We start from the raw sequence: 12,500 nt of genomic DNA on the forward strand, positions 1-12,500 counted from the left end.
ATAAAAGAATTACAGGACAGCACAAATTGTAAAAATGGATTTGTAAAATAATAAATCAATAACTATCTTAGAATTTAATAATTACAAACTGACAAACAAATCGAATATGAATATGGATCTTTCTAAAATAACCTTTTTAATTTCTGATAAATTAACCGAATGGTCAGAGGCTGTAATTACCATGTTGCCCAACATTGTGATGGCAGCAATCTTTTTGGTGTTAGGGTTATATATTGCAAAATTTGCCAAAAGAGTAACTTTGAACCTAACCAATAAGGTTTCAAATAACATTACGCTAAATACTTTATTCAGTTCTATAATTTACATTTCGTTTTTGGGAATAGTGATTTTTACGGTTTTAAGTATTCTTAACTTAGACAAAGCAGTAACATCAATCTTAGCGGGAGCAGGAATCTTAGGACTGGCGTTGGCATTTGCATTTCAAGACATTGCTACCAATTTCATGTCTGGAATATTCATTTCGTTCAGAAAACCACTTAAGGTTGGCGATATTGTTCAGATTAAAGATTATATGGGAAAAGTTAAAAGTATTAATTTAAGAGATACCGTTGTGGAGACTTTCCAAGGGAAAACAGTAATTATCCCAAACAAAGAAGTGTTTCAAAACCCTATTGAAAACTATACTATTTTGCAAAAAAGACGTTTTGACTTGAATGTGGGTGTGTCTTATGGTGACGATTTAGAAAAAGTAAGAGAGATAACTTTACGCGCCGTAAGTGATATTGAAGAACTAACAAAAGAGGATAAAGTCAGCGTTTTCTTCAATGAGTTTGGAGATAGTTCTGTGAATTTAACGGTTAGAATGTGGGTCAATACGCCCGAGCAATCTGTGTATAATAAGGTAGGTAGCGAGGCAATTATCAAAATCAAAAAAGCATATGACGCTAATGATATTATGATTCCGTTCCCGATCAGAACATTGGATTTTGGTATTAAAGGAGGAACAACCTTAACAGAGACTCCAATTAATTTTAAAGGATAACTGATAACAAATAGAAATCTATCGAAGAGCAACTCATTATGGGTTGCTTTTTTTTTCGAAAGGAATTCTTTTTACTATAAAAACTTCGAAATTTTAGTGTAAAATTCTTCTGGAATAAAGGGTTTCGTAATAACGTCATTCATACCGAAAGCCATTAAGTCTTCTTTGTTTTCGAATAGTGAAATAGCGGTCAAAGCGATAATTGGAATTTTTATATTGAATTCTCTAATTTTGCTCGTTGCGATAGTCCCGTTTATCCCTGGTAAATGCACATCCATCAAGACCATGTCAAAATTATTATTTCGAACCGATTCTATGGCATCCTCACCATTATCAATTATTTGACAAATTATTCCTTTGCTTAACAACATCTTTTTTGAAACAAGTTGATTGATTTTATTATCCTCAACAATAAGTATGTGTTTGTCCTTTAAAAGTGCTTCATCGTACAATTTCTCTTTCACCTCCATTGGGTTTGTATCTACACCAAATTCCAACTGAAAGTAAAAACGTGCACCTTCTCCAATCTTACTTTCAACTTTAATTTTACCACCTAACAAAGCAACCAACCTCTTAACAATGGTTAGGCCAAGACCGGTACCACCAAACTTTCGATTAATTTCAACAGAGCCTTGTGCAAAACTTTCAAACACAACATTGAGTTTATCTTCTCTAATTCCGATTCCAGTATCTTTCACTTCAAAAAATAACACAACTGCATTTTCCTCCGATGAAATTAACTTTGTAACAACAGCCACCGATCCATTCGATGTGAATTTTAAAGCATTGTTAATTAGATTGATAAAAATTTGAGATAATTTAGTTGGATCACCTATTAAATGGTCTGGTACATCTTGATCAACTGTAACTGTAAAAGCATCATTATTTTTGATTGCCAATTCTTTAAGCGAATTTTTAATATTACAAAGCAATTCCCTAAGGCTAAAATTGGTCTTTTCTACTTCAACATTATTGGATTCTATTTTGTTGATTTCCAGTATATCATTTATAAAAGTAGTCAGATATTCACCCGAAAACTTTAGGGAATCTAAATATTGCCTTTGAGATTCTCTAGGATTTTCTTCCAACAACAAATGTGCAATTCCGTTGATGGCATTTAAAGGAGTACGCAATTCATGGCTCACAGTAGACAAAAATTCGCTACGAGCGTTTGAGGCTTTTTCTATCTTTTCTTTAGCGCGTACTAATTCTTTATTTTTATCTTCTAACAACAAATTTGACTTTCGTTTAATCCTATTATTTTTATACAAAACCAAACTCAAAAGAGACAAAATCCCGATTAAGGAACCTGCCAATACATTAATCAGTTGCGTAAATTCATTTGTTTTTTCTTGCTCCTTTTTTTCTTTGTTTAATTGTGCGATTTCTTTCAAGCGTTCTGTTTCCTTGAAGCTTTCATAATCATCAACTCCCAGTTTCTCATTGTCTGCAATAGAAATACTTTCTTTGAGATTGGTATGTTGTTTCAAATAATTATAGGCATTATTTTTGTCAAGCATTTTTTCGTAAACGGTACTCAGCGCAAATAAAATCCTAGATTTCTGCTCCAAGTTTTTATTCTTTTCGTTCAAATCCAATGACTTATTAAAATAGGTAAGTGCCAGATTATTGCGATCTTGAATCATCTCGATTGTTCCTATTTGGTACAAAGAACCGGCTTTAGTTGTATCAAGTAAATCATCAGTAGTAGACTTGACGATAATTGTATTGAAGATTGTAGATGCCAAATCGTACTTCCCCTCCATTTTATAAATGATTCCTTTTTGAAAATTAATAAGTTCATCGGCATCCTTTATTTTTAATGAATCATATAAGTCCTGCGATTTGTCAAAACTTTCACGAGCTCTTACAATATTTTTACGTCTCATATAACACAAACCCTGATAGTAATAGGCGGAAGCATGAGTTGTTGACATTTTTTGAGATTCAAACAACAGAATACTTTTTTGAAAAGCATCTAAAGCATCTTCATACTTTTTTACTCCAAAATAAATTTGACCCAATTTATAATTACACACCGCTTCGGCAACTTGATCTTTTGTCTCTTTACTAAAATTAATTGCTTTTTGAGTATTTTGTAGTGCTGCTTTAATATTACTTTTTGCAATATTGTCTGCTATGATTTTGTTATAGAAGGTGATACTGTCTTGTTCACCCACTTTTTTTATTTGTTGAGAATATAAAAAGGAACTAATTAAAATAAAGAAAATTATAAGTTGCTTCATTTACTTTGTTGTATCATGTTGAATTTCATAAAGATAACAAATTAATATGAAATACTATTTTTGATAGTTGATAATTCAGATAAAGATAAAATAATTCTGATAATTACATAAAAATAATTAAAATACACTTTTACTATTGCATTATTATTTTATTAGTAAACAACGACTAAAATAGCATTCTATTACACAATTTTGAATAAAAGTATTTATTACTCCTATATAAAGGTAAACAAACCAATTTTTTTGCTACTGAAAAAACAGAACTCTCTTACGATTTTTCAAAAAAAACTATCTTCAAGTTTTTTTACAAAATCTACTAACTACAAGAACTTAAAAATAAATAATTTTGTGTTAAATACAAAATCAACATCCAATAATGTTTAGATAATTGGTTATATTTGATTGTAAAAACGTAGCGTCCTACACACTTATTATCAAACAGATACCTAGTGACAACTATAAATCCTTAACATTTTAAAACAATGAAAAAAGTACTATTCTTAACAGGAGATTATACCGAAGATTATGAAACAATGGTTCCGTTTCAAATGCTAGAAATGATAGGTTATGAAGTGCATACAGTATGTCCAGACAAAAAGAAAGGCGATGCTATAAAAACTGCCATTCATGACTTTGAAGGTGATCAAACCTACTCTGAAAAGCCAGGGCATAATTTTATCCTAAATTACAGTTTTGATCAGGTTATTGTCGAAAATTATGATGGCCTTGTCATAGCGGGTGGTCGCGCTCCAGAATATTTACGTTTAAACGCTAAACTACTCGAAATGGTGCAGTATTTTTTTACTACAAATAAACCTGTTGCTGCCATTTGCCATGGTATTCAGATTTTGACCGCTGCCAATGTGGTAAAAGGTAGAAAATTAACTGCATATCCGGCCGTGGGACCTGAAGTGACGTTAGCAGGTGGTGAGTTTCAATCCATACCAGCAGATGCAGCATATGTAGACGGAAATTTGGTCACCTCACCAGCTTGGCCTGGTCACCCAAGTTTTATCCGAGAATTTTTAAAAATTATGGGGACTACAATTTCAATCTAAATCATATTCTTTTTGATGCTATTGGAAAACAGACAACGCTGCACTAGCTCGTTTTGTGCAGCGTTTTTTTTTCGAAAATAATAAATTGCAAGACCATTTACTCTTCTGCAAGCCAACACGTTATTGTTTTGATATATTTGCCGACAATGATAAAAAATCAGCTCGTACTGACTTTAATTTTCGAAAAAAAATGAAAAGAATCTTTCTAACTACCTTATTATTTATTGGCTTGACTGCCGCAGCACAAGATTTTGAAAAAATTGTAGTTTCACAAACAGATGAAAATGAACTTTATGTAAATGATGACGATGCTACCGAATTGTTTTATTACAAATTTGTCCCAAGCACGGAAATAAAGGGAGTTTTAGTACTTCTTCCGTCTGGTAGTGAACGGGTCGAAAACACTTTGAAAGCAGTCCATTTACATCAAGAAGCGGTAAAACATGGAATTATGGTTATTGTACCATCAATTAATTGGGGAACAGATTCTAGAGAAGCAGAATGTACTTTTCTGGATACTATATTTGATCAAATCGTTAGGAAGCACGCTATATCTAAGGATAAATTTATTTTGAGTGGCCTATCTAATGGAGGTGTTATTTCACTAACCTACGCACAAAAGGCATCCAAAAATCCACAAAAATCATTTTTAAAACCCAAAGCAATTCTTGTAGTAGATGCACCGCTTGACAAAGCTAGATTTTATCATTACTGTGAACGCGAAATTAAAAAAAACACTTTTGCACCTGCTGTCGAAGAAGCAAAATGGTTAAAAAAACGATATGATAGTTTATACGGGGGTTCTCCAGAAAAATATAAACAAAAATATATTGATAATTCTATCTACAGCTACGGTGCAAAACAAGGGGGAAATGCACGTTACCTAAAGGACATGCCTATTTTGATTTTTACTGACTTGGATACCGATTGGCTGATCAATCAACGACATCGCGATTTGACTGACTGGAACGGAATTGATTGTATTGGGATGATAAATGAATTACGCCTATTGGGCAACAAGCAGGCAGAAGTGATTGTATCTCAAGGCAAAGGTTATCGACTTGATGGGTAAAAAAATCCGCACTCATGGTCTATACTGAATACTGAAACAGCTTTGAAATGGATTTTAAAGCTTTTTGAGGAATAACTATAGTTCTTAAAGGAAAGCTTCTCGCTCTTACTTTTCCTTTTTCAAAAAGACAAAAAAGGTGCTTCCTTGGCCAAGTTCACTTTCTACCCATATTTTACCTTCGTGTTTTTGAATAAAATCTTTGCACAACATCAATCCTAATCCCATTCCTTGATTTTTAATAAGCTCTGGATTTGGATCTGTTGCTTTTTTATCTTCAAACAAATTTTTGACTGTTTTGGCACTCATTCCGATACCGTTATCTGAAATTTTGATGGTCGTTCCTTTGTCGTCTGTTGCGCATGAAATAGAGATCACACCATGATTTGAAGTAAACTTCAAGGCATTCGATACTAAGTTTCGAAAGACGGTTTCCATCATATTATGATCTACATAAATAGTTTCGTCATCTGGAATTGTAATTTGAATAGCAATATCTTTGCTCTTAGCGACTTGCAAAGGCGCCAATAAGGCATCTTCAACCAATTTACGTAAATTAATAGTGGTAGGAACAAACTGTAGACCATTTGTTTGTGCTAGCGACCATTCGAGTAAATTTTGCAGTAATACATAGGTCTTTTGCGAAGTTTCATAAATAGCCTCTATATATTCTGCTGTTTCTGCAGGCTCCAAAGTATCTGACTCCTCTTTCAGTATTTGACTTAGACCAATCAAAGCGTTAAAAGGAGACCGTAAATCGTGTGAGATGATAGAAAACAATTTGTCTTTGGTGGCATTGGCTTGCAAAAGTTCTTCATTTTTCTTTTTCAACAATTGCTGCTTTTCACGATAATTAACTTTCAGAAAACGAATGGTTAAGAAAACACTCATTAACAAAACTCCTGTAGTTATCGCCGTATCATAATATCGATAAGAAATTTTGTCATAGTGAACCATGATAATCTCAGGATAATTGTACTCTGCATATAATAAAGCGCAACATAAGGCAATGTGAATCAGTAAATAGACAAACATATGTTCATTCTTGATAATCGCAGCTTGCACCAAAAAGGTAACTCCAAATATCAAAATCATAGGACCATCAATCCCACAATTGAATAGATATCCAAAGATGAGTAGAAAATACATGAAGCTCAAATAAATAACGAGTGTAACTTTAGAATTCTTCTTGAATCTTGAAAAGTAAAATAATCCAAGTAAAAATAGTAAGGTTAGCATTAAAACATAAGCAAAGATGTCTAATCCAAGTAAAAAATTGGTTGGAAAAGTAATAATAAGAATTAAGGAAGTTATCAAACACACGGAGTGGAAAACTCTCTTCTCCAAAGAAAATTCTTCTTGATCACCTATTAAATCACTCCACTTTAATCCAAACATAATTAAGACTTTGTATGCTGTAAATTACAAAATTTTAATTTATAACAATTAAATACAGCCTGATTTTATTTATATATTTTTATTTCAAGAAAATACATATACAAATCGCAATAGCACTTTTGCTTTTATACTACTCCATACTACCAATTATAATTAATTTATTGAGGAAAAATTAGCCGCATACCAATACTACTTCATCTTTAATAGCATCCTGAAAACACAAATAAAACCTAAATGGCATCGAGAACTGTAAAAAAACATATAAACTTGTATCCTCTATTATTGATTCAACAAAGACTTACTTATGCCAATTGAAAACATTCCTGAAATTTATGTGACCAATTTACAACCCTCTCCAGACATTTTTGTTTATGATTTTAAGATGGAAAGTGATGTGGTAAAAAGCAAGGTTAATCTAAGTATGAACATGTTTAGTTTCTTACAAGTAGGAAAAAAACAAGTGCACTTTGCCAATAATGCCATTGCAGTTAACAGTCAACAATCACTTTTATTAAAAAAAGGAAACTGGTTATGGACCGAATTACTTGATACTGAATCCATTTATTACTGCAAACTTTTTTTCTTTTCAGAGAAAACATTAACCGACTTTTTAGGTAAGTACACCAATAATGTGCGTCCGTATCAGGAGGAAGAACCTTATTTTGTCATTGAAAATGATGATTACATTGCTGCCTTCATAACTACATTATCATCCAAAACATTCGAAAATCAACATTTTAGTGCTGCTCTATTAGCATTAAAATTTGACGAAATCATGTTGTACTTATTGAATAAATACGGCAATGCCTTTGAATATTATCTGCATTCTTTAATATCAAAAGAGATTTCACCGTTTAAAAAAATTGTAGAAAGCAGTATTGATTCTAATCTTAAACTTGAAGAAATCGCTTTTTTATGCCATATGAGTCTTTCTACCTTTAAACGTCATTTTGTAACAGAATATCATGAACCTCCTGGAAAATGGTTGCAAGACAAACGATTATTAAAGGCCAAAGAATTGCTACAAGGCGGTGAACTGAAAGCGTCCGATATTTATTTGGAAATTGGATATAATAATTTATCCAACTTCAGTACTGCATTCAAGAATAAATTTGGAATCCCGCCAACTGAGGTAAAATAAACAAAACACAATTAGCTCATTGTTAACTAAAAAAAGACCAGATAAGCCAATATATTTCTATTTGAACTCTTTTCATAAGTTATTGAGCCATATTAATAAATAGCGATCTCCTACTCCAGGCTATCTTTGCAGTGTCGCAAAACAATATTTGTTCTGCATAGTGGTAATCAAAAAAAATAAAAGATATGGCAAATGTAACGAAACCGGACTTTAAAGAAAGATACGGAAATTTTATTGGAGGTAAATTTGTTGCTCCCGTTAAAGGACAATATTTTGACAATATTTCACCCGTAGATGGTAAAGTATTTACGCAGGCAGCACGTTCAACACAAGAAGATGTAGACTTAGCACTGGATGCTGCACACGAAGCTTTTCCGTCATGGAGTACTTCATCAGCAACAGAGCGTAGCAATGCCTTATTGAAAATTGCGCAAGTGATGGAAGATAACGCAGAATACTTAGCAACACTAGAAACAATTGACAATGGAAAACCTATTCGTGAGTCACGTGCAGCAGATATTCCTTACTGTGTAGATCACTTCCGTTATTTTGCAGGAGTAATCCGTGCAGACGAAGGATCAATTGCTGAGCATGATAAAAATACAGTTAGTATCGTATTGCATGAGCCAATTGGTGTGGTAGGAGAAATCATTCCATGGAATTTCCCAATGTTAATGTTAGCTTGGAAAGTAGCACCAGCATTAGCTGCAGGATGTACTGCAGTAGTAAAACCAGCAGAACAAACACCTACAAGTGTAATCATGTTAATGGAATTAATTGGAGACCTATTGCCTCCAGGAGTTTTAAACATTGTAACAGGTTTTGGTGCAGAAGCAGGTCAAGCACTAGCAACTTCAAAAAGAATCGCTAAATTATCTTTTACAGGTTCAACAGCAACAGGACAGAAAGTATACCACAATGCAGCCGAAAATATTATTCCAGTTACAATGGAATTAGGAGGTAAATCACCTAATATTTTCTTCCCATCTGTAGCAGCTCATGATGATGATTTCTTTAGTAAATCAATCGAAGGAGCGTTAATGTTTGCTTTAAATCAAGGGGAAATTTGTACAGCTCCAACAAGAATTTTAGTGCATGAAGACATTGTTGATCTTTTTATCGAAAAAATGAAAGTGAGACTAAAAGCAATCAAAACTGGAAATCCTTTGGATCCAGAAACAATGATTGGCTCTCAAGTATCTAAACCACAATACGAAAAAATCCTTAACTATATCAACATTGGTAAAGAAGAAGGTGCTGAAGTAATTGCCGGTGGTGGAGCAGGAAACTATGAAGGAGAACTTTCTGAGGGGTATTATATCCAACCTACAGTTCTTAAAGGAAATAACAAAATGCGTATCTTCCAAGAAGAGATTTTTGGGCCAGTTGTAGCATTGACAACATTCAGTACTACTGAAGAAGCAATCGAAATCGCAAACGATACTCCTTATGGGTTAGGAGCAGGAGTTTGGTCTCGTGATGCACATGAGCTATACCAAGTTCCACGTGCTATTCAAGCAGGTAGAGTTTGGGTGAATCAATACCACACCTACCCAGCTCACGCACCATTTGGTGGAGTGAAAGAGTCAGGTTTTGGACGTGAGAATCACAAAATGGCATTAGATCATTACCGTGTTGTAAAAAACATGTTGATCTCATACGATAAAAAACCAATGGGTTTCTTTTAATCTAAAAGAACTCAAATACATTTTAAAACCTCGGATTTTCCGAGGTTTTTTTGTTTTTACTCTATAAATACGGCAAAACCTTTAACGACTATATCTATAACTAATTAACTTTCAACTAGAAACACAATTACAAAATAGTATAAGTGCTATATTTACCTAAAGTCCTTAAGGTTTCATTAACATTTCCTTATATTTGTAAATACGATCAGGTTTTATTGTAAGTGAATCTAGTGATTCACTTACACAACCAAAAACTTGTTAAACAGAGCAGTAATTTTAATATCAAACTAACTTATGTTTCCTATTGACATTCGCACTACTTACCTGAGTATTGTCCTCATTAACATCATCAATTTGATATTAATGATTTTGACGTACCTTCAAATCAAGAAAAGATTTCCAGGCACGCTATTAATACTTCTTAGTTTTTTAATGAGTGCCGTGGGTAACATACTAGTTTTTCTACGCACACTCATTCCAGATTGGTTATCAATTCCAGTAGGTAACTTTTTAATAGTTTCCTCTTGCATGATGCTTTTAATAGGATTCGAAAAATTCACAAGTAGAAAAAGTAATCAAATTCATAATTACATCCTCCTTACCCTTTTTGTAGTAGTTCATAGCTATTTTACTTTCGAACAACCTAGTTTATATTTTAGATTGGTCAATCTTGCATCTGTGTATGTGCTGTTTTGCTCACAGATTGCATACCTTATGCTTATAAGAGTATCAGAGGACACAAAAGAAATTACAAGGAAAATTGGAATAATTTTCATTCTAATAACTGCCATTCAATTATACAGATTGATTTATTTGTTAGGAAATCAAAATAATAATGAAAATTACTTTAATGGTGACTCAGCTGAATCGCTTTTTATATTGAGCTGGCAAATTATTGTTATTTTTCTTGCCTATAGCATATCGCTTATGTACAACAAGCGATTAATAACCGAACTAAATACCCAAGAAAAAAAGTTTTCAAAAGCGTTTCATACCACCCCTTTTATAACGATTTTGTCTAAAATATCTGATGGGAAAGTTTTTGAAGTGAACAATAGTATTGAAGAAATTGCTGGATACAAAGCTTCTGATTTGATAGGTCGTAAAGCCAGTGACTTGAAACTGTGGAAAAATGAGAAAGACAGAGAACAATTTATAACGACTCTTTTAAAGAATAAGATTGTAAAAGAACACGAATATGAATTTAAGAAAGCGAATGGTGACTGTTTTTCAGGTTTAATAAGCGCACAAATTATTACTATTAATGAGGAACAGTGCATGATTGCCTCGGTAAATGATATTTCTATTCGAAAAGAAGCAGAACAAAAACTCATTGAAAGTCAAGAGTCACTTCGGGAACTTAATGCTACCAAGGATAAATTTTTCTCCATTATCGCACATGATTTACGAAGTCCTTTTAATGGTATTATTGGCTTTACTGAATTATTAAAGAGTGAAGTTCAGGAAAGCAATTATGATGGAATTTTAGAATATGCCGAAATAATCAATAGCTCATCACATCATGCCATGGACTTGCTTACCAATTTAATGGAGTGGACACGTTCTCAAACTGGCCGAATTGCTTTTCACCCAAAAATGGTTGTTATAGATGATGTAATAAAGGAAACTTTGACGCTTTTTGAAACTTTAACCGAACAAAAAAACATTAAAGTAACCCTAAATTTACACATAAAAACGGAACAATATGTCGATCAATCGATGATTGAGGCCATCTTGCGCAACTTGATATCTAATGCTATTAAATTTACTCCAAACGAAGGTAATTTAATTATTAGCAGTATCGAAAATGAAAATGAATTTGAAATAGCGATAGCTGATAGCGGTATCGGAATTAAAGAAAAAGATATTTCTAATCTCTTCAAAATAGATAACACACACTCTTCTCTTGGCACTAATAATGAAGTAGGTACAGGTCTTGGTCTTATTTTATGCAAAGATTTTATTGACTACCATCAGGGTCATATTTCGGTCAAAAGTACGGTAGGTCTGGGTAGTACTTTTACCTTTTCGATTCCTAAAAAGAATGTACCAGCTTTATAATTTAAAAGATTTTCCAACAGCTAAGTTTTTTAAATAGTTAAAAATTATCTCAAAATAGCCTTTTAATTTAAGTTCAAAAAGCTTCGATAAGATGCTAAATTACGGTAGACCTTTTATGGTAATAATTAAAAGATAAAATTTAAAATTTAAAACAAAAAACAACAATAACACAGTAGTAACCTACAAAAAAGGCAGGCTGAAAAACAAAAAATGTGATCCGTTAAGATCACATTTTTTTATTTATCCTATTCTTCAAACAATAATTTAATGTTTTCGTATGAGTTTTTTAATATTTCTGGTATCTCATTTGGACTAAACCAAGCTACTTTTTCAATACCTTCATCCAACTGTCCAACCGGAATCCCTTCAAAGTCAGATTGCATTTCGAACCAATGCGTAATTTTCAATTTATAAACTCCGTTACGCTTGAAAACATGATACGTTTTTTGAAGTTTCTTGGTCACACGCAGTAAGTTAACGCCAGTCTCCTCCTCCACTTCACGCATGGCAGTATCTTCAATTTCCTCCCCTTTTTCTGTTCCTCCTTTGGGTAAATCCCACTTTCCATTGCGAAAAATAAAGAGTACCTGACCCTTTTTATTATAGACCAAACCGCCACCAGCTTTGTTTACAGGGATTTTTGTCTTTAAAGTCTTCAAAATTTCGCTCTCATCTGGGTGATACAGATACGCCTTTTGAATTTTATTTTGAAAGATTTTTACAATAAGTTGTTCGATATCAATACTTTCGAGTAGAAATAATTGAAAATCGGTTTCTTTTGATATTTTATTTGTCAAAAAAAGTGGTTTGTCGTTCACAAAAACTTTATACATTTG

At 32.8% G+C, this 12,500-nt stretch carries 9 protein-coding genes; 6 read left to right on the plus strand and 3 right to left on the minus strand.

Annotated features, from left to right (window positions below; all coding sequences use genetic code 11):
* The first annotated feature begins 106 nt into the window (after nucleotides 1-106).
* Nucleotides 107-1,003: a mechanosensitive ion channel family protein gene (locus tag FFWV33_RS18330; RefSeq protein ID WP_245891591.1), complete on the plus strand. Its 897-nt coding sequence runs from the start codon at nucleotides 107-109 to the stop codon at nucleotides 1,001-1,003.
* Nucleotides 1,004-1,077: 74 nt separating this feature from the next.
* On the opposite strand, the gene FFWV33_RS18335 is transcribed toward FFWV33_RS18330, so the two are convergent.
* Complete coding sequence (locus FFWV33_RS18335) at nucleotides 1,078-3,249, minus strand: tetratricopeptide repeat-containing hybrid sensor histidine kinase/response regulator (RefSeq protein WP_108742240.1); 2,172 nt, start codon at nucleotides 3,247-3,249, stop codon at nucleotides 1,078-1,080.
* 482 nt (nucleotides 3,250-3,731) lie between these two features.
* Between FFWV33_RS18335 and FFWV33_RS18340 the strand changes: the two genes are divergently transcribed.
* Nucleotides 3,732-4,307 (plus strand): DJ-1/PfpI family protein, encoded by a 576-nt coding sequence (locus FFWV33_RS18340; RefSeq protein ID WP_108742241.1) that lies wholly within the window; start codon nucleotides 3,732-3,734, stop codon nucleotides 4,305-4,307.
* A 190-nt stretch (nucleotides 4,308-4,497) separates the two neighbouring features.
* A complete protein-coding gene (locus tag FFWV33_RS18345; RefSeq protein WP_159086080.1) occupies nucleotides 4,498-5,379 on the plus strand; it encodes an alpha/beta fold hydrolase in 882 nt (293 codons plus the stop codon).
* A gap of 105 nt (nucleotides 5,380-5,484) precedes the next feature.
* Here FFWV33_RS18345 and FFWV33_RS18350 read toward each other — a convergent pair whose 3' ends face one another.
* On the minus strand, nucleotides 5,485-6,774 hold the full coding sequence (locus FFWV33_RS18350; RefSeq protein ID WP_108742243.1) for a sensor histidine kinase: 1,290 nt from the start codon (nucleotides 6,772-6,774) through the stop codon (nucleotides 5,485-5,487).
* Nucleotides 6,775-7,078: 304 nt separating this feature from the next.
* Here FFWV33_RS18350 and FFWV33_RS18355 point away from each other — a divergent pair, with 304 nt between their 5' ends.
* From FFWV33_RS18355 to FFWV33_RS18365, 3 genes are all read left to right on the plus strand, one after another.
* Nucleotides 7,079-7,915 (plus strand): helix-turn-helix domain-containing protein, encoded by an 837-nt coding sequence (locus tag FFWV33_RS18355; RefSeq protein ID WP_108742244.1) that lies wholly within the window; start codon nucleotides 7,079-7,081, stop codon nucleotides 7,913-7,915.
* A 185-nt stretch (nucleotides 7,916-8,100) separates the two neighbouring features.
* Nucleotides 8,101-9,603, plus strand: coding sequence for an aldehyde dehydrogenase family protein (locus tag FFWV33_RS18360; RefSeq protein ID WP_108742245.1), 1,503 nt, complete (start codon nucleotides 8,101-8,103; stop codon nucleotides 9,601-9,603).
* A 714-nt stretch (nucleotides 9,604-10,317) separates the two neighbouring features.
* Nucleotides 10,318-11,664 carry a PAS domain-containing sensor histidine kinase gene (locus FFWV33_RS18365; protein ID WP_159086082.1) on the plus strand — a complete coding sequence of 449 codons (1,347 nt, stop codon included), beginning with the start codon at nucleotides 10,318-10,320 and terminating at the stop codon, nucleotides 11,662-11,664.
* Nucleotides 11,665-11,909: 245 nt separating this feature from the next.
* On the opposite strand, the gene FFWV33_RS18370 is transcribed toward FFWV33_RS18365, so the two are convergent.
* Complete coding sequence (locus FFWV33_RS18370) at nucleotides 11,910-12,497, minus strand: NUDIX hydrolase (protein ID WP_108742247.1); 588 nt, start codon at nucleotides 12,495-12,497, stop codon at nucleotides 11,910-11,912.
* Nucleotides 12,498-12,500: the final 3 nt, after the last annotated feature.

It is taken from the genome of Flavobacterium faecale (genome assembly GCF_003076455.1).
Taxonomy (GTDB): domain Bacteria; phylum Bacteroidota; class Bacteroidia; order Flavobacteriales; family Flavobacteriaceae; genus Flavobacterium; species Flavobacterium faecale.

Bases quoted from the DNA above. Each gene is read 5' to 3' on its own strand.
- FFWV33_RS18365 (WP_159086082.1), top strand. From the start codon at position 10,318: ATGCTTATAAGAGTATCAGAGGACACAAAAGAAATTACAAGGAAAATT.
- FFWV33_RS18340 (WP_108742241.1), top strand. From the start codon at position 3,732: ATGAAAAAAGTACTATTCTTAACAGGAGATTATACCGAAGATTATGAA.
- FFWV33_RS18370 (WP_108742247.1), bottom strand. From the start codon at position 12,497: ATGTATAAAGTTTTTGTGAACGACAAACCACTTTTTTTGACAAATAAA.
- FFWV33_RS18355 (WP_108742244.1), top strand. From the start codon at position 7,079: ATGCCAATTGAAAACATTCCTGAAATTTATGTGACCAATTTACAACCC.
- FFWV33_RS18335 (WP_108742240.1), bottom strand. From the start codon at position 3,249: ATGAAGCAACTTATAATTTTCTTTATTTTAATTAGTTCCTTTTTATAT.
- FFWV33_RS18330 (WP_245891591.1), top strand. From the start codon at position 107: ATGAATATGGATCTTTCTAAAATAACCTTTTTAATTTCTGATAAATTA.
- FFWV33_RS18350 (WP_108742243.1), bottom strand. From the start codon at position 6,774: ATGTTTGGATTAAAGTGGAGTGATTTAATAGGTGATCAAGAAGAATTT.
- FFWV33_RS18360 (WP_108742245.1), top strand. From the start codon at position 8,101: ATGGCAAATGTAACGAAACCGGACTTTAAAGAAAGATACGGAAATTTT.
- FFWV33_RS18345 (WP_159086080.1), top strand. From the start codon at position 4,498: ATGAAAAGAATCTTTCTAACTACCTTATTATTTATTGGCTTGACTGCC.